Genomic DNA, 22913 nt, shown 5'->3' with positions numbered 1-22913 from the left:
TATTAATATTACTTAAGGATTGTATCAGATTTCCTTATAAAAAGCATGCTTATAAGAAAAAAATGAAGAATGTAATACTTCTTAAAATTGAAAAAGTATTGAGTTCAATAATTTTTAATTTATAAGGAATGCAGATAGAATTTGTATATTTAGTCATCCTTTAGATTTTAAAGGTTTTTTAGTGATTTGCAAGCGGAGATGTAAAATTGCATATAAAGTGAAACTTTAATCAGGTGGGGTTTTGTCCATCCCCACTGATTTTTAGCCCTCATCAATCGGGCTTTTACGGGCAGCCCGACTCCCACATAACTCCCTCGCGTTCGCCGAATTTTGAGGTGGTAGTCTTACTGCCCGCAAATAGCGGGATAAAATGATGGGAACTTCTCTCTAGATGAGGTGAATTTTTCGTTATTATAGAGTATTAAGTAAGACCTTTGTATGTAGCTATTCTCATACTAATGAGGGATTAAAGAAACGTGTTGATTATATACAATAATATGTAATACAGTAATTAATTTTTAATATGGAGGAAAAATCATGATGAAATGGGTGAAGTTTAGAATAGCACGTCCAACTGATAAATTTGAAGAGGTTATAGCATTCTATGAAAAAGGATTAGGTTTAAAACGTATAGGTGAATTCTACGATCATGATGGCTATGATGGGATCATGTTCGGTCTACCAGATGAAGAGTATCATTTAGAATTTACAAGACATATAGATGGAAGCCCTTGTCCGGCTCCAACAAAAGACAATTTACTTGTATTTTACATGCGTGAGGATAGTGAAATGAAAAAAGTGAGTAAAAGGCTGCATGCAATGGGATACGATGAAGTAGAACCAGAAAATCCATATTGGAAAGATAAGGGGATAACGATAGAGGATCCGGATGGTTGGAGAATTGTGTTAATGAAAATGGAAGAATAAAGGGTAATGAAACAAATAAGAATAAGGTTTCGAATTTCGATAAGGTAAAAATATATTGGCTTCCTTCTAAGAAATAAAACTAGGAGGAAGCTTTTTGGTTTTTAAGTCTGAAAATTAAAATTTGAAAAAATGTTATGAAAAGATATAGAATAAGAACGTATATTCCTATTGGTTTGAGACAGTTGTCTTTAAAGATAAATATAAAACTAGGGAGGTCTTTTTTATGATATGCCGGATTAAGGACGCAGAAATATACTATGAAATTGAGGGAGAAGGTAAACCAGTCATTATCATACATGGTTGTGCTCCTGACCATAGGTTAATGAAGAGGTGTATGGAATCAGTATTTCAGAAATATGAAGATTATCAAAGAATTTATATTGATTTACCTGGCATGGGGAAATCGACTGCTCCAGATTGGATAAATAGTTCAGATCGTATAGTAGAAGTGCTTATCACATTTATTGAGGAAATCATTTCTGCTGAAGAATTTTTATTGGTAGGAGAATCATACGGGGGATATTTAGCTAGAGGGATACTTTCAAAGATGTTTGAGAGGGTTAATGGATTATTATTAGTATGTCCTGTTGTTGTAGCACAACCAGGAAAAAGACTTCTACCAGATAAACAGGTAATTGTAAGAGATGAGGAATTTTTAAAAACGCTCACTTCAACCGAAAGGGAAGAATTTTGCGAATTAGCAGTGGTAGCGAATGAATATACATATAAGCGATTCAAAGAAGAGATTAAGCCGGGTCTAGATGTTGCTAATAATGAATTTATTGAAAGATTACAAAAGAATTATTCTTTTACTTTAGACTTTCATCGTAAGAAATATGAGAAACCAGTTCTATTGTTAGCTGGGAGACAAGATATATCAGTAGGTTATCAAGATATTGTACGAATTATTGAAGATTACCCAAGAGCAACATTAGCGGTGTTAGATATGGCGGGACATAATTTGCAAATTGAACAGCCTGATCTATTTGAGAGTTTAGTTTGGGAATGGATTAGACGAACAGTTTAGCAAAGTTCATAAAATAGTTTAAAAGAAGAATTAATTAATATTTTGATTGTACTCAAGTTTTGAAACGGCAGAGATTAAAATAAGTAATTAACTTATAAATATTTTCAAGGAGGACTTATGAATACATATATCTATATGGTTAGGCATGGTGAATCACCAAAATTAGAAGGAGATGAAAGAACACGTGGATTAACTGAGAAGGGAAATTTGGATGCTCATAGAGTAACTAAGATATTAAAAACAGAGGAGATTAATACTTTCATTTCAAGTCCGTATAATCGGGCTATGTTAACGATAGAAGAGTCAGCTAATTTCTATGAAAAAGAAATATTAGTATATGAAAATCTTAAAGAGTGTAGGTTTTCAAGTGAGGATAAGATTATATCAGATAAAGAGGTATATCCACTCGTAAAGAAAATGTTCTCTAATCTTACTTTTGCACTAACTGAAGGAGAATCGTATGCGGATTGTCAGAGAAGAGTAGTGAGAGTATTAAAAGAAATATTAATGAATTTTCAAGGACATAAAATTGTAATTGGTACACATGGGCTTGTAATGACACTAATGATGAACTATTTTGATAATCAATATGGGCTTGAATTTTTAATGAGTACATCAAAACCGGACGTGTATAAGCTAGAATTTAAAGAACAGCAATTAATAAATGTAGAGAGATTATGGAGAGAAGAATGAAATGGGGTATATGGAGTGTGTTTTAAAACACACTCTTTTTTTGAAGAGAAAGCAACCGTATCAAATATTATGTCTTTTTAGGATTTGTGTAAAATTATTAACAATGTAAATAAAATATACACTTTCGCAGTCGAAAAAGTTAAAATATTTCGTTATAAGGATTATAATAGAGAAAGAAATAGAAAAAGGAGTGAACGAATTTGAAACAAGAACTTATTGAAAGATTTACGAGATATGTGAAGATTGATACACAATCAAATGAAGAAAGTCATACAGTGCCAACAACACCAGGACAGATTGAATTTGGTAAGTTATTAGTAGAAGAGTTAAAAGAGATTGGATTATCGGAAGTGACGATGGATGATAATGGTTATGTAATGGCAACACTTCCTGCAAATACAGATAAAGATGTTCCTGTAATCGGTTTTTTAGCACATTTAGATACAGCAACAGACTTTACGGGGAAAAACGTAAAACCACAAATTCATGAAGATTTTGATGGTAATGCGATTACGTTAAATAAGGAGTTAAATGTTGTATTAACACCTGAACAGTTCCCAGAATTACCATCATATAAAGGACATACAATTATTACAACTGATGGTACAACACTTCTTGGAGCAGATGATAAAGCTGGTCTTACAGAAATCATGGTGGCAATGAATTATTTAATACATAATCCGCAAATTAAGCATGGGAAAATAAGAGTAGCATTCACACCAGATGAAGAGATTGGCCGTGGACCATCTCATTTTGATGTAGAAGCATTTGGTGCATCATTTGCTTATACGATGGACGGAGGGCCATTAGGTGGTTTAGAATATGAAAGTTTTAATGCTGCAAGCGCTAAGTTAACTTTTAAAGGGACAAATACACATCCTGGAACAGCGAAAAATAAAATGCGTAATGCAAGTAAACTCGCTATGGAATTTGATAGATACTTGCCAGTAGAAGAAGCGCCAGAATATACTGAAGGGTATGAAGGGTTTTATCATTTACTTTCTTTAAATGGTGATGTTGAGCAGAGTAAAGCTTACTATATTATTCGAGATTTTGATCGTAATCATTTTGAAGCGCGTAAAAATAACATCCAAGATATTGTGAAAAACATGCAAGAGAAGTACGGCGAAGATGCAATCGTTTTAGAGATGAATGATCAGTATTATAATATGCTTGAAAAAATTGAGCCGGTGAGAGAAATTGTTGATATTGCGTATGAGGCAATGAAAAGTTTAAATATTGAACCGAATATTCATCCGATTCGCGGCGGGACAGATGGATCTCAATTATCATATATGGGATTACCAACACCAAACATTTTTACTGGCGGTGAAAACTACCATGGTAAATTTGAATATGTTTCGGTAGATACTATGGAAAAAGCTGTTCAAGTTATTGTAGAAATCGCAAGACGATTTGAAGAGCAAGCTTAAAAAGAGAACCAAGTAGTCATGAAGTACTACTTGGTTCTTTTCTATAGTAAAAAATACAAGGTGAAACTTGTTTACAAGACATGTGTAAAAGGGGGAAATGTTATGAGTGAAAATCAGTATCATGGTTATATAGGGACATATACAAAGGTGGATAGTAAGGGGATTTATAAATTTATACTTGATACGAACATTGGAGAAATTAAAGGGATTGAATTAGCAGCACATATAGGAAGTCCGACATATGTAACGATTAGTCATAACAACGAGTACCTTTATTCTGTTGCGAAAGATAATGGATTAGGTGGAATTGCTAGTTTTTCCATTCATAATAAATCCGGTAATCTAAATTCGATTAATATGCAAGTTTTCGAAGGGGCATCGCCGTGCTATGTAAGTGTGAATCGGGAGAATAGTATAGTAGTAGCAGCGAATTATCATAAAGGAACAGTAGAGTCCTATTTAGTGAAAAAGGATAATGGAAGTTTAAATGTTGCTAAGGAAATTGTAGAACATAAAGGGTCAGGACTAAATAAAGAAAGACAAGAAAAGGCACATGCTCATTATATGGATTTTACTCCTGATGAAAAATATGTAGTAGCAGTTGATTTAGGAATAGATAAGTTGATTACATATAAAGAAAGTGATGGAGACCTAATAGAAGTTACCCGTTTATCTGTAAAACATGGTAGTGGTCCAAGGCATCTTATATTTCATCCAAGTGTGCAGTATGCATATGTTATGACAGAATTAAGTTCAGAAATTATTGTACTGCAATATGATGCACAGAGTGGCAGTTTTAAAGAAAAACAATACATCTCGGCATTACCTGAAGAGTATAGTGAAGAGAGTTATGGAAGTGCAATTTATATTTCTTCTGATGGCAAATTCGTTTACGCAGCAAATAGAGGGCATAATAGTATCGCAGTTTTCCGAGTAAATGGGCATAATGGAGAGCTAACTCTTATTGAAACAGTATCGACAGAAGGGGATTGGCCACGGGACTTTTCTTTAGATCCGACCGAAAGATTTTTAATTGCTGCGAATGAAAAATCTAATACATTGACTTTATTTACTAGGAATGAATTGACAGGTAAGTTAATGCTTGTACAGGCGGGTGTAAATGTTCCAGAACCAGTATGTGTGAAGTTTTTACATGTGAAAAAATAGATAGGTTTGCCTATCTATTTTTTATTAGGAAATTTTAATATAGCACTCGCCACAAATAGAAAGTCGCGTAAGACTCCCAACTTGTCCAATTTGCTGCAAATTCTTTTATTTCGTTTTTAGTCGGTTTCTTTTCGGCACCTGTAATAAATTTGATAGCATTATGCAGGCCGACATCATCAATTGGAAAGGCTGAAGGGAATCGTAAGCAGCGCATTAAAACATAGTGAGCCGTCCATGGCCCTATACCGCGAATGCTAGTTAATTGTTCTTCAGCTTGCTTCACATCTTGTATTTGTAATAGAGATTCTTTTGATAATTTACCTTCTGTAATGAGCTGTGCGATGTCAATTAAGTATTCACATTTTCTTGTAGTCATTTTTAATATTGCGAGATCTTCTATACTTAGATTTGCTATTACTTCAGGTGAGGGGAATATCCAATGTTTTCTATCGTTCCATTCTACATAATTGCCAAAGTTTTCGACTAATCTTCTTTTTAGAGTATAGGCATAGGTGAGGTTGATTTGTTGACCGAGAATCCCCCAGCACAGTGCTTCAAATAAATCTGGAATACCTAAAGTGCGAAGCCCATAATACTTTTCAAGGGGTTTTTGAAGGAGCCGATCATGTTTTGCTAATTTATAAAAGGGAGCTAAATCAGTAGTTAAATCAAACCACTCTTTTACATAGTCAGCTACAGCATCGCGGACTCGTTTTTCAGAGATATATGATTCTCCTAAAAAACGTATTTGAATATTATCATCGGCATTCAAACAAATTTCAACGAAAGGATTTACTTCTTGAATAGGAATGACTTTATAGATTTTATTGTTTTCAACATGAAACATACATTCATTTTTAGAACGTGATAGATAGCGTAAGTTTTCTTGAAAACTAAATTCTTTTGGAACGACTAAAGATAATATTTCATTACAACCTTCTGTCATATTTATTCCTCCCGAAGCGCTTCTAATTTGAGCAATTCATTCTTCATTTCTAATCCCCCTCTAAAACCAGTTAGCTTTCCATCTTTTCCTATAACACGGTGACAAGGAATTGTAATTAGAAGAGGATTAGCTCCAATAGCAGCTCCAACAGCACGTACAGCTTTAGGATTTTGAATTCTTTCTGCAATCTCTGAATAAGAATATGTCTTTCCATAAGGAATTTCACGTACCGTACTCCAAACAGATAATTGAAATGCAGTTCCGTAAACATCGATAGGAATTGTAAAGGTTTCTAGTTTGTTTTCCAAATACTCGACAAGTTCTTTTGTATATGTTTGCAAATAATCTGGATTTTGGATGAATGTATGCTGTGGAAGTTTCTTTTTAGCCCACGTATTTAGTTCCTCAATAGTTTTATTTTGTGATCCGATGAAGCATAATCCATTTGAAGTGGCGGCAATATGCATACGCCAATGTTTATGAATAAGCAATGTCCAATATATAGTTTTATTTTCATATGGTTTCATTATTTCATTCCTCTTTTGTTCCGTACTTTTTTCGATATTCAGTAGGGGTAAATCCTGTCTTCTTTTTAAATAAAGTCGCGAAATACTCCGGGTTTTCTATCCCAACAGCAGTGCTAATTTCCATAATGGATTGATTTGTATGTGATAGGTATTCTGTCGCTTTTGTAATTCTGAATTGCTGTATATATTCTATTGGACTTATACCTGTCATTCTTTTGAACGTGCGTTGTAAATGAAATGGGCTACCGTGGCACATTTCCGCAAGTATGTCGAGAGTTAATACTTCATCAAAATGCTTTTCGATACAGTCTTTAATTTGTTCTACCCACTCTTTATTAGGTAAAGTTATCCCGTTTGGTTTACAGCGTTTGCACGGACGAAAGTGTTCATGCAGTGCTTGCTCTGCATTTAGAAAAATTCGTACGTTGTTTTTATTCGGTATTCTCGATTTGCACGATGGTCGGCAAAAAATCCCGGTTGATTTTACAGCATAAAAGAATCTGTTATCGTATGAAGAATCATTATGAATAATTGCTTGCCAATACTCACTCGTCAATGTAAATCCTTCATTTTGCAAAGAACATCACCTCTGAAATTAGTATAACCTGAATAAAGCACATATGTACGTAATTACGGATGTAAGAGCAAGATTACAAAGGTGAAAGTATGATTGTTTTTCTATTTTGTGATAGCATGAACTTTGAAAGTGAACATCAAGAGGAGGACTATAAGTGAAGTTAATTTCATGGAATGTAAATGGTTTGCGGGCAGTTATTGCAAAAGGTGGATTTCTAGAATATCTAGAAGAATCCAATACAGATATATTTTGTCTACAAGAAATTAAATTACAAAGTGGACAAATTGATTTAAATCCCGAGGGATATTATACGTATTGGAATTATGCTGTGAAAAAGGGGTATTCAGGAACTGCTATTTTTACGAGAAAAGAACCGATTGCTGTTACATATGGTTTAGGTATTGAAGAGCATGATCAAGAAGGAAGAGTTATTACTTTAGAATTCGAAGATTTTTACATAATAACGTTATATACGCCAAACTCAAAACGAGGATTAGAGCGTTTAGATTACAGAATGGAATGGGAAGATGATTTCAGGGCCTATATTAAGCGATTAGATGAAAAGAAACCAGTTATTTTTTGTGGAGATTTAAATGTTGCTCATAAAGAAATAGATTTAAAAAATCCGAAAAGTAATCGAAAAAATCCTGGTTTTTCGGATGAAGAAAGAGAGAAATTTACAAATATTTTAGAAGAAGGCTTTGTTGATACATATCGCTTTTTATATCCTGATCAAGAAGGAGCATATTCATGGTGGTCATACCGTATGGGAGCAAGAGCGAAAAATATCGGATGGCGCTTAGATTATTTTGTAACTTCTGAAAGGCTAAAACATAAAATTACCGATGCGAAAATTAATAGTGAAGTGATGGGATCAGACCATTGTCCAGTTGAATTACATATAGATTTCTAAAAAAGAAGTATCTTCCTGAAAAAAGGAGATACTTCTTTTTTGTTCAGTTTTTTAAAATTTTTCAAATCATTCTTGAAATAAGCTAATATTAAATATATACTTAATAACGATAATCATTATCATTGATAATGGTTATCGCGGAGTGAGGGTGGTAAAGAATTTAAGACTAGGGGAAGTGAACGAGAATGGCTCTCCATTTTACGTAGATTTATTAACGATGTGAAATATAGATGAGGATTATGTTTCATATAATTAAGTTTCATTGTTGAAATAATATATTCAAAGATTTCGAGAGGAGATATATAAAGATGAACAAGAAATTATTTACATTAGGGATGGTTACAGTTTTAAGTGTAGGTTTAGCAGCATGTAATAGTGCAGACAAAACTTCTGGGGAACAAAAGCAACAAACAAAAGCTACTGAAACGAAAAAAGATGAAACGCGAAAAATTACATATTTAGGTAAAGAATATACAGTACCAGCAAAAGTAGATAAAATTGCGACAGCAAGTTTAGAGTCAATGGAAGATGCAGCAGTACTTGGAATTAAACCAGTCGGTGCAATTACTGTAGGTGGTAAATTACCAAAGTATCTTGAAAAAGAATTAGAGGGTGCAAAATCTGTGGGTGAAAAAATGCAACCTAATTTTGAAACATTACTTCAATTAAAACCGGATGTTATTACATCTAGTACGAAATTCCCAGCAGAAACAGCTGAAAAGTTTACGAAAGTAGCTCCGACGTTCCCGGTATCACACGTTTCAACAGATTGGGAAGATAACTTAAAGTTAATGGGAGAATTAACTGGTAAAAAAGATAAAGCAGAAAAAATTATTAAAGATTACAATGCGGACGCTGAAAAAGCAAAAGCAAAATTAGGAGATAAGTTAAAAGACAAAAAAGTACTTGTAATTAGACTAAGAGCAAACGAATTATTCCTATATCCAGAAGGAGTATACTTCAACCCTGTAATTTATAAAGATCTTGGACTGACTGCTCCAGAACAACTTAAAGCTGTAAAAGCACAAGAGAAAATTTCATTTGAAAAACTTGCTGAACTTAACCCAGATTATATTTTCTTACAATATGAGGCAAGTGAAAATAAAAATCCGAAAGTGCTAGAAGAAATTGAAAGCAATCCAATTTGGCAAAGTATGAATGCTGCGAAAGAAAAGAAAGTATTTGTAAACGTTGTAGATCCAATGGCGCAAGGTGGTACAGCTTGGAGTAAAACAGCATTCTTAAAAGAAGCAGTGAAAAATTTATCTAAATAATACAATAAGTAAGGTGCGTTGAATGATATGCAGAAAACAAATGCAGTACCAGTAACCATATTATGTATAGCACCCATACTAATCTTATTTACAGTTATACTTTCTATTTTGTATGGGGCGAAAAGTATTGATGCTGAAACAGTATGGAACGCATTATTTCATTTTGATTCAAGTAATGTGAATCATAATATTATTATTACTTCACGTTTACCAAGGGTAGTTGCAGCTCTTTTAGTCGGAGCATTTCTAGCCATATCAGGAGCACTTATGCAGGGGATGACAAGAAACTATCTTGCATCCCCTTCTATTATGGGTGTGACGGATGGTGCAGCTTTTGTTATTACACTTTGTATGATTTTTCTTCCGGGAATGTCATCAATTGGTATGGTTTTATGTTCAATGATTGGTTCTGCACTAGGAGCCGGTATCGTGTTTGGTTTTGGTTCGCTCCTTCAAAATGGCTTATCACCAGTTAGGTTAGCGATTATAGGAACAGTTATTGGAACATTTTTAAGCAGTTTATCGGCTGCGATGGCTTCATATTTCCAAATTTCCCAAAATGTTAGTTTTTGGTTTAATGCAAAGTTAGACCAAGTGGACCCTAATATAATTAAAATCACGATACCTTTTGGGATAATTGGGATAGTTTTAGCGCTGTTAATATCAAAATCTATTACCATTCTTTCTTTAGGAGAAGAGGTTTCTATTAATCTAGGGCAGCGTACAAAATTAGTTAAAGCGATGGCCATTTTATCAGTAATTTTTTTAACAGGAACGGCAGTCGCTTTAGTGGGGAAAGTAGGTTTTGTAGGCTTAATTATTCCACACATTACTCGTTTTATAATTGGGGTAGATTATAAGTGGATTTTGCCATGCGCAGGCGTTATTGGTGGAGTTTTCTTAGCATTATGTGATGTTTTAAGTAGGTTTGTAAATTATCCATTTGAAACGCCAATTGGAGTTGTTACATCTTTAATTGGAATTCCTTTCTTCCTTTATTTAATCCGTACAAGAGGAGGAGAGAGACGTGCTTAAAAGTTCAAGTCAGCGTTTTGTAATGACTATAGGGATTATTGTATTTTTAATTTTAGGTGCTATTTATATTAGTTTAACGAATGGTACGTTTGATATTACGATTATAGATGTATTTAAAACACTTTTTAGAATAGACCCAGTACCAGACCATGATTTAGTTATTTTTGAGTTTCGTCTTCCGCGCATTGTAATTGCTGGATTAGTAGGATTAGGCCTTGGTGTTGCAGGGGCCGTTATTCAGGGGATTACGAGAAATGGCCTGGCGGATCCAGGTATTTTAGGAGTGAATGCCGGAGCAGGTACAGCCATCGTAATTTTCATGTTCTTCTTTCAAGGGCAATTAAAGAGCACAGACTGGATTTCTATTATGATGATGCCAATGTTTGGTTTAGTCGGCGGGCTAGGAGCCACTATAATAATTTATCTGTTTTCTTGGAAAAACGGTAAGTTAGACCCGCAGCGCCTTTTATTAACAGGGATTGCAATTGGATCAGGATTTGGAGCCTTTTCTATGTATTTATCACTCAAAATGAAGTCAACGGATTTCGAAATGGCTGCAGTTTGGGTGTCTGGAAGCATATATAGTGCAAACTGGAAGTATATTGTTGCTATGTTGCCATGGCTTATTATATTAATTCCTCTTATACAAAAGAAAGCTTATTTATTAGATTTATTTCAATTGGAAGAAACGAGTATTACAAGTCTAGGTGTTTCAGTAGAAAGAGAGAAATCTATTTTACTATTAAGTAGTATTGGGCTTGTGAGTGCATGCGTTGCTGTTTCAGGAAGTATTGGTTTTATTGGACTAATGGCACCGCATATAGCGAAAAGACTTGTCGGTATACAACATAAGCATGTAATTCCTACGTGCGGAGTAATTGGAATGTTTCTTGTAATTGCTTCAGACTTTATTGCAAAAACAGTATTCACACCTGTAGAGTTACCGGTTGGAATTGTTATTTCAATTGTCGGTGTACCGTATTTCTTATATTTACTTTATAAGACGAAAGCGTAAGAGGGGGAATGAAAGTGAGTATTTTAAGTGCAAAAAGTTTAGAAACAAGTTATGAAAAGCTTACCGTATTCCGCGATTTAAATGTGGAAATACAAGAAGGAAAAGTAACGACAATTATAGGTCCAAATGGTTGTGGGAAATCGACATTATTAAAAACAATGGGAAGAATTTTAAAGCAAAAAAGCGGAAAAGTGTATTTACAAGGACAAGATTTAAATACAATTCCAACGAAAGAAATTGCAAAGCAATTAGCGTTACTTCCGCAAAATCCAATCGCTCCAGGAGAGCTTAAAGTTGAAGAATTAATTTCTTATGGGCGTTATCCACATCGCAATAACGTGAATAAGTTAACGGCAAAAGATAAAGAAATGATTGATTGGGCATTAGACGTAACTAAAACGTCAGCATTTCGTACGAGACAAATTGCAAATTTATCAGGTGGACAAAGACAAAAGGTTTGGCTAGCAATGGCGTTAGCACAACAGACAGAAGTCTTATTACTAGATGAACCAACTACATACCTTGATATGTCTCATCAATTAGATGTACTGCAAATCGTGGAGAAATTAAATAAAGAACATAATTGTACGGTCGTAATGGTATTACATGATATTAACCATGCAGCTAGATTTTCAGATGAGATTATTGCAATGAAGGAAGGGGAAATTGTTACAACTGGTAGCCCAGAAGAAATCATTACAAATGAAGTATTAAAAGAAGTATTTCATATTGATGCGCGTGTCATGATTGATCCGTATAATGGGTCTCCTGTTTGTTTCGGATACGATAGCGTTGTATCTCAAGAAGAAAAAGTAGAAATATATGTAACGAGTTAAAAGGGGGGATATAAGATGAATACTACTATTGAAAAACAGCAGATTATTACATCTAATACAGAACAGTGGAAAATATATTCAAAATTAGAAGGTAAGGAATATCAAATTCATATTTCAAAGCCGAGGCAGCCAGCACCAGAGTCAGGATATCCTGTCATATACGTATTAGATGGCAATGCCTTTTTTCAAACATTCCATGAAGCGGTTAAAATACAATCAGTTAGAGCAGAAAAAACAGGTGTTTCACCAGCTATTATAGTTGGTATTGGATATCCGATTGAAGGGGCATTTTCAGGAGAGGAAAGATGCTATGATTTTACACCTGCCGTAATTTCAAAAGATGCTCCTTTAAAACCGGATGGCAAACCGTGGCCTAAAACAGGAGGGGCACATAACTTCTTTACGTTTATTGAAGAAGAATTGAAACCACAAATTGAAAATAATTTTGAAATTGATAAAGAGAAGCAAACGTTATTTGGACATTCTCTAGGCGGATTATTTGCATTACATATACTATTTACAAATGTAAATGCCTTTCAAAATTATTTTATTAGTAGTCCGTCTATTTGGTGGAATAACCAATCTGTACTTGAAAAAGAAGAGAACCTTATAAATCAATTAAACAATGCTAAGGTTGAAACGGGAGTATTCCTTACAGTTGGTTCCTTAGAACGAGAGCATATGGTTGTAGATGCAAATGAATTATCAGAGCGTCTACTCCAATTAAAACATGAGAAGTTAAGATTTAAGTTTTATGAAGCTGAAGGAGAGAATCATGCATCTGTTGTGCCGACTTCTTTAAGTAAGGGATTAAGGTATATTAGTCATTTGTAGAGGGAATTTATTTTGGAGAAATCAATAATAATATAAAAAGAATCCTATGTTTTATGTGGGATTCTCTTTGCTATATAAACATATTTAAGGTATTAATCAAAAACATTCAAATAAATATTTGAATGTTTTTGATTAATAAGGTATACTACATACATAATCAAATATATATTTGAATAAGAGGTGTTACTTATGAAAGAAGAACATTGTGAACTTTGTTATCACGATGAGCAAAAAGTAAAACATGCAAGTGATATGTTGGAGAAAGAAAATATAAGTAGTGTAGCGAAAATGTTCAAGGCACTCGCGGATGAAACACGATTAAAAATTGCGTATGCACTGTATACGGAAAAGGAACTTTGTGTACGTGATGTCGCCAGTATTATTCATAGTAGTATTGCAACGGCTTCGCATCATTTAAGACTGTTACAAACAATAGGATTAGCAAAAAAGCGTAAAGAAGGAAAACTTGTTTTTTATTCATTAGATGATTCTCATGTAAATGGATTAATTGAATTAGCGTTTAGTCATAGTAGTGAAATGAAAAATAAAGAATTCGATATGTAGTAAGGCATTTTCATAAAGAAATTTCTTTATGAAAATGCAATTTTAAAAGGAGAGGAGATAATAAGTATGATTAAGCTCGTTTTAATAAGACACGGACAAAGTGAATGGAATGTTGAAAATCGGTTTACAGGCTGGACAGATATAGACTTATCAAATGCTGGTCTTCGAGAAGCAAGAGAAGCTGGAGAGGTTTTGAAAGCCAATGGATTCTCATTCGATATAGCATATACATCTGTTTTAAAAAGGGCGATGCGTACTTTGTGGATTACTCTTGAGGAAATGGATTTGATGTGGATACCTATTCATAAAACATGGAAATTAAATGAGAGACATTACGGTGCACTTCAAGGATTGAATAAAGAAGAAACAGCGAGAAAATATGGTGATGAGAGAGTAACTTTATGGAGACGTTCAACAAATGTACGCCCACCAGCTCTTACAAAAGATGATGAGAGATATGAAGCGGCACATCCGAAGTATAGAGATTTAAAAGATAATAAGTTTCCCCTTACAGAAAATCTAGAAGATACAGAAAAACGAGTTGTTTCATATTGGGATGAAGAAATAGTCCCTAATTTAAAAGATGGAAAAAAAGTGATTATTGCAGCGCATGGAAATACAATAAGAGCTTTAGTAAAATATTTAGATCAAATTTCAGATGAAGATATAGAATATGTAAACATTCCAACAGGAACACCATTAGTTTATGAATTTGATAACGATTTAAAACCGATATGTCATTATTATTTAAGAATGAAAATGGGTATAAAACAAACGGTTTAATATACCCTACCTATGTATTGTATGTGGATATCGGAGGTGATTTATATTGTTACATTATACTGTCGTAAATAAAAAAAATTGTGGGTCATGTGGATTATGTGCTTCCGTAGCTCCTGATATATATCAATTAGATGGAAAAGGAAAATCATTTGGTGTATTAGATAACAATGAAGGAATAATGGGAATCCCAAAAATTTTCTTGAAAGCAATGTTGGCAGCTAGTGACGGCTGTCCAACAAGTTCAATTCAAGTAAGAAAAGAGCCGTTTATAAATAAAGTGAAAATTCAATAGAAGAATTATTAAAGATAAAACAAGATTAAAAGGAGGAATTTATATGGGACATCATCACGGTCACCAACATCATGGGCATACTCACGGGCATTCCCACGGACATCATCATTTTGAAGAGAGTAGAGAAGGGAATAAGAAAGGTTTAATTACGGCATTAGTAATTACGGCAATTATTATGTTTCTTGAATTTTTTGGAGGACTAGTTACAAATAGTTTAGCCTTATTATCTGATTCAGGACATATGTTAAGTGACACGAGTTCGTTATTATTAAGTTTAATCGCTATTGGATTAGCAGCTAGAACTGTTACTTCTACAAAAACGTATGGATATTATCGTTTTGAAATATTGGCGGCATTAATTAATGGTATTACATTATTTGTTGTAGCTGGACTTATCGTGTGGGAAGCGATTGGAAGGTTTTTTGAACCACCAACTGTAGCAAGTGGTCCGATGATGTTAATCGCATCAATTGGTTTACTAGCAAATTTAATTAGTGCATGGGCTCTTATGAGACAAGGTGATGTGAAAAATAACGTCAATTTACGTAGCGCATATTTACATGTTCTTGGAGATGCTTTAGGTTCAGTTGGTGCGTTAGTAGCTGGTGCACTTATGTCGTTATTTTCATGGTATATTGCAGATCCAATTATTTCAGTGGTTGTAGCGCTATTAATTTTAAAGAGTGCATGGGGAGTAACAAAACATTCCATTCATATACTTATGGAGGGTACACCTGTTTCAATTGAGATAGAACAAGTTAAGCAAGCTATTAAAGAAGTAGAGGGTGTACGTGATATACACGATCTCCACATTTGGACAATTACATCAGGATTAGATGCATTAAGTGTCCATGTAATGATCGATAAAAAACAGGACGATCAAGAAGTGCTTCAAAATATTATTACTATGTTAAAACAGGAGTTCCATATTGAACATGCTACAATTCAAATCGAAACGCTTAAGATTAAGCATAGTGAAATGGTCGTTTAATAAAATTCAACAAAAAGGCTATGGAGGAAATTCTCCATAGCCTTTTTGTTCACGTAAGTAGAATTGTCCTTTTTGAAAGTTTTGTTTCAACTTTTCGTCTAAAGAGACAAAAAGTTGTCACAATTCCGTCACAAATAGCATAAACATACTATAAACGAAATGAACTTATCCCGCATAATAGCCCAATTGATTCAACTAATAATCAGTAGGGCTGAAAACACCGCTGATTAAAAGTTCACTTTATTCTCAAGGAGGTAGGTCGTATGAAAACTATTCTTGCTATCGCTGGGCTTATTTGGGTTTTATCACACGGTATTCCAATTTATGAAGGAGAACAAATTCGTAGTGCTCTAAATAAAGAATTTAATGAATATCATATTATTGATCGACAAGATAATGTTGTTACAGTTCGTGTAAATGATTGTTTTCATACAGTTACCGTTGAAGGAACTTCTGTAGTTAATGACACAAAATTATGTGATCAACAATAGATGTATATATAATAGAAATAAAAAAAGTCTCAATTCAAATTTGTGATGATTGAGACTTTTTTTATTGAGTTTTAGTGGGAGATTTCATTATTTTTTTGAAAAAGGGAAAGGGTATAATGATAATTGGGATTGAGAAGCTAAGTATTTGTTAAGAATAATCATATAAAGATAAGATACTCATATAGGGTATCATTACATAGATATTTAATGCTATAATTGGTATACTCGTAAAAAGTATTTGTTTTTATTGGATGAAGAGAAACTTTAAGAAGGTGATAATATGGATCATAAAGAGCAGGAAACAACGGCTATGCATAGATCAGAAAAAGAAAAAGAGCAAATTATAAATAGATTGAAGAGAATTGAAGGGCAAGTTCGTGGAATTCAAAATATGATTGAAAATGATCGTTATTGTGTTGATATTCTAGTGCAAATTTCAGCGATCAATGCAGCGATGAAAAAAGTAGGAATGGGCGTCTTAAAGAATCATACAAATCATTGTGTTTCAGGAGCTATTAAAAACGGGAATGGTGACGAAGCAATTGAAGAATTAATGACCGTTTTTGAACGTTTTTCAAAAGCGTAAAAACCAAGCTAGTATTTGACTGGCTTGGTTTTTCTTTATACATATATGGGGTATGGACAGATGGTATAAAAATTGATGCGTGGAATAAAGAGAAAATAAAGGTTTTAGAAAAATTTTTAAATCATTATATAAAACCATTGATTACCTTAGGGGGGTATGGTAAGATGTAGTTGTGATTAACAAACAATGAAGAAACAAGAGGAGGATTTTAAATGGAACAGTTAACATTAAAAGTTGAGGGTATGTCTTGTGGGCATTGTGTAAATTCTATTGAAAGTAATGTGAAAGAATTAAACGGCGTTGAGCAAGTAAAAGTTCAATTAGCAGAAGGAACTGTTGAAGTTACTATCGACTCATCAGTTGTAACGTTAAAAGATATCGTTGTTGTAATTGAAGATCAAGGCTATGACGTTCAATAATAATTTTTAATATGGAAATAAATCGTACTTTATATGGAGTACGATTTATTTTGCTAAAAATTATACCTTATAAGGGTATATAGAGGTGAGAGACATGAATGAACAAAAAGAGGCCAATCTCCAAATATCAGGCATGACATGTGCAGCATGTGCAAATAGAATTGAAAAAGGTCTTAAAAAAGTAGAAGGTGTGCAGGATGCAAATGTGAATTTTGCACTTGAAAAAACGAAAATTTTGTACGATCCAACTAAAACAAATCCGAAAGAATTTAAAGAAAAAGTTGAATCGTTAGGATATGGCATTGTAAGTGATAAAGCGGAGTTTACCGTTTCGGGAATGACATGCGCAGCGTGTGCGAATAAAGTGGAAAAGCGTTTAAATAAACTAGATGGTGTGAACAAGGCGACAGTAAATTTCGCTTTAGAATCAGCTACAGTAGACTTTAACCCTAATGAAATCAGTGTAAATGAGATGAAGAGTACAATCACAAAATTAGGATATAAATTAGAAGTGAAATCGGATGAGCAAGATTCATCAACAGATCACCGCTTAAAAGAAATTGAGCGACAAAAGAAGAAGTTTATGTTTTCGTTTATTTTATCATTTCCGTTATTGTGGGCAATGGTGAGTCATTTTTCATTTACATCTTTTATTTATTTACCTGATATGCTTATGAATCCATGGGTGCAGCTGGCTCTTGCAACTCCAGTACAGTTTATAATTGGAGGCCAGTTTTATATTGGTGCTTATAAAGCGTTACGCAATAAAAGTGCAAACATGGATGTTCTTGTGGCACTTGGAACGTCCGCTGCTTATTTCTATAGTGTTTATTTAAGTATTCAATCAATTGGTTCTTCAGAACATATGACAGATTTATATTTTGAAACGAGCGCGGTACTTATTACTTTAATTATTTTAGGTAAATTATTTGAGGCGAAAGCAAAAGGGCGTTCATCAGAAGCTATTAAAAAGTTGATGGGATTACAAGCGAAAACTGCCACAGTTGTGCGAGACGGCACAGAAATGAAAATTTTAATCGAAGAAGTGGTAGCTGGTGATGTTGTCTATGTTAAACCTGGTGAAAAAATCCCAGTAGATGGAGAAATTGTAGAAGGAAAATCAGCGATAGATGAATCGATGTTAACAGGCGAGAGTATTCCAGTTGATAAAACAATTGGGGATGTAGTAATTGGCTCTACAATGAATAAAAATGGATTTTTAAAAGTTAAAGCAACTAAGGTAGGAAGAGATACTGCATTAGCTCAAATTATTAAAGTAGTAGAAGAGGCTCAAGGTTCAAAAGCTCCTATTCAAAGGGTAGCTGATCAAATTTCTGGTATTTTCGTACCAGTTGTAGTTGTAATTGCTATTATCACATTTGCAGTGTGGATGCTATTTGTTACACCTGGTGATTTTGGCGGAGCACTTGAGAAAATGATAGCAGTACTTGTTATCGCTTGTCCGTGTGCATTAGGTCTTGCGACACCTACATCTATTATGGCTGGATCAGGAAGATCGGCTGAGTATGGCATTTTATTTAAAGGCGGGGAGCATTTAGAAGCAACCCACCGATTAGATACAGTTATTCTAGATAAAACAGGTACTGTGACAAATGGGAAGCCGGTGTTAACAGATGTAATTGTAGCAGATGGATTCCATGAAGAAGAAATACTACGTTTAGTAGGTGCGGCAGAAAAAAATTCTGAACACCCACTTGCAGAAGCGATTGTAGAAGGAATTAAAGAAAAGAAAATTGTTATCCCAAGTTCAGAAACATTTGAAGCGATTCCTGGATTCGGCATCGAATCAGTTGTAGAAGGGAAACAATTATTAATTGGTACACGTCGATTAATGAAGAAATTCGATATTGATATTGAAGAAGTTTCTAAATCGATGGAAGCGCTAGAACGAGAAGGAAAAACAGCAATGCTTATTGCGATTAATAAAGAATATGCTGGTATAGTGGCTGTTGCGGATACTGTAAAAGATACTTCAAAAGCAGCTATCGCAAGACTTAAGAAAATGGGTCTAGACGTTGTTATGATTACAGGAGATAATACACAAACTGCTCAGGCAATCGCTAAGCAAGTTGGTATTGATCACGTAATTGCAGAAGTATTACCAGAAGGAAAAGCAGAAGAAGTGAAAAAACTGCAAGCGCAAGGTAAGAAAGTAGCAATGGTTGGAGATGGAATAAATGATGCTCCTGCACTGGCTACGGCGGATATCGGTATGGCAATTGGAACCGGAACGGATGTAGCGATGGAAGCGGCAGATATTACGTTAATCCGTGGTGATTTAAATAGTATTGCTGATGCAATTTTTATGAGTAAAATGACGATTAGAAATATTAAGCAAAATCTATTCTGGGCGTTAGCTTATAACGGCCTAGGAATTCCAATTGCGGCGCTCGGTTTCTTAGCACCTTGGGTTGCAGGTGCAGCAATGGCATTTAGCTCTGTATCAGTCGTATTAAATGCATTAAGATTACAAAGAGTTAAATTGAAATCTTAAACACTTTCAGCTATAAAGCGAATTTAATATGCTTTTTTACAATAAACAATACTTTGTATAAGTATTGTTTATTGTTCGTTTAGAAGGAAAAGTCGATATAATATAGAAAGAGCAGAAGTAGAATCATATATAGTGGAAGAAACTGCTTCGAAAATAAACACGAAATAATTATCCGGATAACCGAAATAAAAGAGTTAGTTTGATAAGGAGTTTTACATATGTTTAAAGATATTAAAATTAGAATATTCCAGAAAGAGGATTTAGAGCAAGTATTACAATTGTTCTATGAAACGGTTCATACGGTGAATGCAAAAGATTATAACGAGTTACAGCTACAGGCGTGGGCCCCAGAGCGACTAGATAGAGAGAGATGGCTACAGTCTTTAGAAAAGAATATTTGTTACGTTGCTGATTATAAAGGTGTGATAGTGGGATTTGGGGATTATAATGATGATCATTATGTAGATCGCTTATTTACGCATAAAGATTATCAAGGACAAAGGATAGCATCATACATACTACAGAAGTTAGAAAAAGAAGCAGTGAACTTGCAGCATAGGGATATATATACAGAGGCGAGTATTACAGCAAAACCTTTCTTTGAAAGCAAAGGTTTTATTTGCATAAAGGAACAAAATAAGCAGCATAATGGTCAGATTTTTATTAATTATGTCATGAAAAAAATAGCCTTCTCATAAATGAGAAGGCTATTTTTCATTATTTTACAGCTTCTTTTAGTTCTTTACCAGCTTTAAAAGCAGGTACTTTAGAAGCTGCGATTTGCATTTCTTCACCCGTTTGTGGGTTACGGCCTGTACGAGCAGCTCTTTCACGAACTTCGAATGTACCGAATCCGATAAGTTGTACTTTTTCGCCAGCAGCTAAAGAGTTAGTGATTGATTCTACTACAGTTTGTAAAACTACAGTAGCTTCTTTTTGAGAAATCTCAGCGTTTTGTGCTACGTTTTTAATTAATTCTGTCTTATTCATGTTTTTCACCTCATATGTAAATAATGCTATTTAAGTTGTTATTATAACGTATAAAACATTCGAGAACAAGTGTACGTACATATATTCGCAAAAAAAATGAAATTTGTAATATTTTTTAGGACCAATTTATAGACATTCAATTTAAGCGGATACAGATTTTTTCTTTAATGCAGTTTGCTCTTTATTGGAAGGTAGTTTCTTATTATAAGATATGAAATAAGGTAATGCTACAAATAACATACCCCCTACTAAGTTTCCGAAGAAAACAAAAATGAAGTTTGGAAAATATTCAACCCAAGTTAAATGACCAGAAAAAATTGCAGCTGGGATGACAAACATATTGGCTACAACGTGTTGAAATCCAATCGCAACAAAAGTCATAACAGGGAACCAAATACCGACAATCTTTCCGATAAATTCTTTACTTCCCATACTGAGCCAAACAGCTAAACAAACGAGCCAATTACACCCGATTGCAGAAATGAAGGCTTGCAGTGGTGTATCTTGTAGTTTAGCTTGTGCAATAGAAACTGTTTTTGCTAAAAAAGCTCCCTCCGTTAAGCCGACGATATGACCAAAAAAATAAGCGACGAATATAGCACCTATGAAGTTGCTAAACGTAACAATAACTAAATTTCGTATGAAGTGAAATAAGTCGATTTTTTTGTGAAGCCATGCCATTGAAACGGTCATCATGTTGCCAGTTACTAATTCACCGCCTGCAAGGATAACGAGTATAAGACCGATAGGGAATACGGCAGCACCTAAAAAGCTAGTAAATGATCCCCAAGATTTTGGCATTGTTCCGATAACATGGATATCAAGTAAATATCCTAATGCTATGAAAGCACCACCAAAAAAACCGAGAATTAGCATAGGGAGCAATGATAAATGAGCTTTTTTTCTTCCAGAATTAGCAGCAAGTTCCGTAATTTCTTCTGGTGTAAATACAGACATGAATAATCTCTCCTCAATAAAATGATAGAATGAATAGAAGGAACATTTTAAAGAATCTATGTATGATAAAAATATGATATGACTTCTGTATAAATTTGTCAAAGTGAATGGGGATGAAATTGGATATAACGAACATTGTTCATGTTGTCACATTAATGTAACAATAAGGATTTAAAGTGATTTTAGAGGTGAAAACATGAATACGCATCATGTAAAAAAAGAACGAAAAAAATCAATCGTAAAGATATTTATTATTAGTTTCATAAGTATATTAATGATACCAGTAAGTTTGTATTTCTATGCGACTGAAATAGAAAGAAGACTAGTAACAGTTACGTGGAATGAAATAGAAGCTCCTACAATTCCTAAAGAGTTTAATAATAAAAAAATATTGCAGTTCTCAGATGTACATTTAGGACCAGATTTTACATTGAAACAACTAGAAAATTTGGTGGAGAAGATGAATGAATTACATCCAGATATAGTAGTTTTTACAGGAGATTTAATAGATAAGTTTGGATCCTATAGTGCGGAAAGAGAAGAAGCAAAGGTTATTTTGCAGAAAATTACAGCTCCCCTAGGAAAATATGCTGTGTTTGGGAATCATGATAGAGGTGGGGGCGGTAGTTTATTTTACAAAAAGTATATGGAGGAAGCTGGTTTTTCTGTGTTAGTAAATGAAGTGCAGAAAATTAAAGCGGAAAACGGCAAGTATATTACAATATCAGGTTTGGATGATTTTTTATTAGGGAAGCCACAAATAGACTCGACTTTAAAAAACTTAAGACAACAAGATTTCAATATGCTATTAATACATGAGCCGGATGTTGTAGATAAAGTATCTCGTTATCCAGTCGATTTTCAAATGTCAGGACATAGTCACGGAGGACAAGTTCAAATTCCTTTTGTAGGTCCTTTAATTACTACAAAACTAGCTGAGAGTCATGTTGAAGGTATGTATGAATTAGAAGGGAAGAGTAAGCTGTTACATTTATACGTAAATCGTGGTATTGGGACAACCCGAATGCCTGTTAGATTTTTGAGTGTACCGGAACTTTCACTATTTGTATTGAAGCAAAGTAGTGACTGAAGTAGAACGTTTAATATTTTGAAGAATTAAG

At 33.9% G+C, this 22913-nt stretch carries 26 protein-coding genes; 21 read left to right on the top strand and 5 right to left on the bottom strand.

Translation table 11 applies throughout. The features are described 5' to 3' along the window. Positions 1-537: 537 nt before the first annotated feature. From EXW56_RS17770 to EXW56_RS17750, 5 genes are all read left to right on the top strand, one after another. Positions 538-927: a VOC family protein gene (locus EXW56_RS17770; RefSeq protein ID WP_002199581.1), complete on the top strand. Its 390-nt coding sequence runs from the start codon at positions 538-540 to the stop codon at positions 925-927. Positions 928-1150: 223 nt separating this feature from the next. Continuing rightward, complete coding sequence (locus EXW56_RS17765; protein ID WP_098988352.1) at positions 1151-1954, top strand: alpha/beta fold hydrolase; 804 nt, start codon at positions 1151-1153, stop codon at positions 1952-1954. A gap of 117 nt (positions 1955-2071) precedes the next feature. Next, positions 2072-2647 (top strand): histidine phosphatase family protein, encoded by a 576-nt coding sequence (locus EXW56_RS17760; RefSeq protein WP_098988351.1) that lies wholly within the window; start codon positions 2072-2074, stop codon positions 2645-2647. Between the two features lie 200 nt (positions 2648-2847). After that, positions 2848-4080: a peptidase T gene (gene pepT, locus EXW56_RS17755; protein ID WP_002199584.1), complete on the top strand. Its 1233-nt coding sequence runs from the start codon at positions 2848-2850 to the stop codon at positions 4078-4080. Positions 4081-4182: 102 nt separating this feature from the next. Beyond that, positions 4183-5247, top strand: coding sequence for a lactonase family protein (locus EXW56_RS17750; RefSeq protein WP_002199585.1), 1065 nt, complete (start codon positions 4183-4185; stop codon positions 5245-5247). Positions 5248-5281: 34 nt separating this feature from the next. On the opposite strand, the gene EXW56_RS17745 is transcribed toward EXW56_RS17750, so the two are convergent. The 3 genes from EXW56_RS17745 to EXW56_RS17735 are packed head-to-tail and all read right to left on the bottom strand — an operon-like array spanning position 5282 to position 7297. After that, positions 5282-6193 carry a DNA-3-methyladenine glycosylase 2 gene (locus tag EXW56_RS17745; RefSeq protein ID WP_002199586.1) on the bottom strand — a complete coding sequence of 304 codons (912 nt, stop codon included), beginning with the start codon at positions 6191-6193 and terminating at the stop codon, positions 5282-5284. Positions 6194-6195: 2 nt separating this feature from the next. Further along, the gene (locus tag EXW56_RS17740; protein WP_002160804.1) at positions 6196-6720 is read right to left on the bottom strand and encodes a methylated-DNA--[protein]-cysteine S-methyltransferase; all 525 of its coding nucleotides are present in this window, start codon (positions 6718-6720) and stop codon (positions 6196-6198) included. A gap of 4 nt (positions 6721-6724) precedes the next feature. Continuing rightward, positions 6725-7297, bottom strand: a complete 573-nt coding sequence (locus EXW56_RS17735) for a bifunctional transcriptional activator/DNA repair enzyme AdaA (protein WP_002199587.1) — start codon at positions 7295-7297, stop codon at positions 6725-6727. 154 nt (positions 7298-7451) lie between these two features. On the opposite strand from EXW56_RS17735, the gene EXW56_RS17730 reads away from it, so the two are divergent. The 15 genes from EXW56_RS17730 to EXW56_RS17660 all read left to right on the top strand — a co-directional run bounded on the left by EXW56_RS17730 (position 7452) and on the right by EXW56_RS17660 (position 20543). Further along, positions 7452-8210: an exodeoxyribonuclease III gene (locus tag EXW56_RS17730; protein WP_002199588.1), complete on the top strand. Its 759-nt coding sequence runs from the start codon at positions 7452-7454 to the stop codon at positions 8208-8210. Between the two features lie 308 nt (positions 8211-8518). Beyond that, complete coding sequence (locus EXW56_RS17725; RefSeq protein ID WP_002199589.1) at positions 8519-9484, top strand: iron-hydroxamate ABC transporter substrate-binding protein; 966 nt, start codon at positions 8519-8521, stop codon at positions 9482-9484. Positions 9485-9511: 27 nt separating this feature from the next. Continuing rightward, on the top strand, positions 9512-10519 hold the full coding sequence (locus tag EXW56_RS17720; RefSeq protein WP_002199590.1) for a FecCD family ABC transporter permease: 1008 nt from the start codon (positions 9512-9514) through the stop codon (positions 10517-10519). After that, positions 10512-11534 (top strand): FecCD family ABC transporter permease, encoded by a 1023-nt coding sequence (locus tag EXW56_RS17715; protein WP_002199591.1) that lies wholly within the window; start codon positions 10512-10514, stop codon positions 11532-11534. Before EXW56_RS17720 ends, EXW56_RS17715 begins: the two co-directional genes overlap by 8 nt. 14 nt (positions 11535-11548) lie before the next feature. After that, positions 11549-12370 carry an ABC transporter ATP-binding protein gene (locus EXW56_RS17710; RefSeq protein WP_002111287.1) on the top strand — a complete coding sequence of 274 codons (822 nt, stop codon included), beginning with the start codon at positions 11549-11551 and terminating at the stop codon, positions 12368-12370. A 15-nt stretch (positions 12371-12385) separates the two neighbouring features. Then, on the top strand, positions 12386-13204 hold the full coding sequence (locus EXW56_RS17705) for an alpha/beta hydrolase (protein WP_002199592.1): 819 nt from the start codon (positions 12386-12388) through the stop codon (positions 13202-13204). A 189-nt stretch (positions 13205-13393) separates the two neighbouring features. Next, positions 13394-13768 (top strand): ArsR/SmtB family transcription factor, encoded by a 375-nt coding sequence (locus EXW56_RS17700; RefSeq protein WP_002111285.1) that lies wholly within the window; start codon positions 13394-13396, stop codon positions 13766-13768. 66 nt (positions 13769-13834) lie between these two features. Next, complete coding sequence (gene gpmA / locus EXW56_RS17695; RefSeq protein WP_002199593.1) at positions 13835-14551, top strand: 2,3-diphosphoglycerate-dependent phosphoglycerate mutase; 717 nt, start codon at positions 13835-13837, stop codon at positions 14549-14551. A gap of 46 nt (positions 14552-14597) precedes the next feature. Further along, positions 14598-14843 (top strand): ferredoxin, encoded by a 246-nt coding sequence (locus EXW56_RS17690; protein WP_002160814.1) that lies wholly within the window; start codon positions 14598-14600, stop codon positions 14841-14843. 43 nt (positions 14844-14886) lie between these two features. Further along, complete coding sequence (locus EXW56_RS17685) at positions 14887-15834, top strand: cation diffusion facilitator family transporter (protein WP_002111281.1); 948 nt, start codon at positions 14887-14889, stop codon at positions 15832-15834. A gap of 263 nt (positions 15835-16097) precedes the next feature. Next, entirely contained in the window at positions 16098-16325 is a 228-nt protein-coding gene (locus EXW56_RS17680; protein ID WP_002160816.1) for a hypothetical protein, read from the top strand. 280 nt (positions 16326-16605) lie between these two features. Continuing rightward, on the top strand, positions 16606-16911 hold the full coding sequence (locus tag EXW56_RS17675; RefSeq protein WP_002160817.1) for a metal-sensing transcriptional repressor: 306 nt from the start codon (positions 16606-16608) through the stop codon (positions 16909-16911). Positions 16912-17123: 212 nt separating this feature from the next. Further along, positions 17124-17330, top strand: coding sequence for a copper chaperone CopZ (gene copZ / locus EXW56_RS17670; protein WP_002111278.1), 207 nt, complete (start codon positions 17124-17126; stop codon positions 17328-17330). Between the two features lie 94 nt (positions 17331-17424). Next, positions 17425-19845: a heavy metal translocating P-type ATPase gene (locus tag EXW56_RS17665; protein WP_215596824.1), complete on the top strand. Its 2421-nt coding sequence runs from the start codon at positions 17425-17427 to the stop codon at positions 19843-19845. Between the two features lie 218 nt (positions 19846-20063). Further along, complete coding sequence (locus EXW56_RS17660; RefSeq protein WP_215596823.1) at positions 20064-20543, top strand: GNAT family N-acetyltransferase; 480 nt, start codon at positions 20064-20066, stop codon at positions 20541-20543. A 19-nt stretch (positions 20544-20562) separates the two neighbouring features. On the opposite strand, the gene EXW56_RS17655 is transcribed toward EXW56_RS17660, so the two are convergent. Beyond that, positions 20563-20835 (bottom strand): HU family DNA-binding protein, encoded by a 273-nt coding sequence (locus EXW56_RS17655; protein WP_002033657.1) that lies wholly within the window; start codon positions 20833-20835, stop codon positions 20563-20565. 141 nt (positions 20836-20976) lie between these two features. After that, positions 20977-21792 (bottom strand): formate/nitrite transporter family protein, encoded by an 816-nt coding sequence (locus EXW56_RS17650; RefSeq protein WP_002014675.1) that lies wholly within the window; start codon positions 21790-21792, stop codon positions 20977-20979. A gap of 196 nt (positions 21793-21988) precedes the next feature. Here EXW56_RS17650 and EXW56_RS17645 point away from each other — a divergent pair, with 196 nt between their 5' ends. Continuing rightward, entirely contained in the window at positions 21989-22882 is an 894-nt protein-coding gene (locus EXW56_RS17645) for a metallophosphoesterase (protein WP_002167779.1), read from the top strand. The last annotated feature ends 31 nt before the right edge of the window (positions 22883-22913 follow it).

This window comes from Bacillus mycoides, from assembly GCF_018742245.1.
Classification (GTDB): Bacteria; Bacillota; Bacilli; order Bacillales; family Bacillaceae_G; genus Bacillus_A; species Bacillus_A cereus_U.
This window is presented reverse-complemented; position numbering and strand designations above follow the sequence as displayed.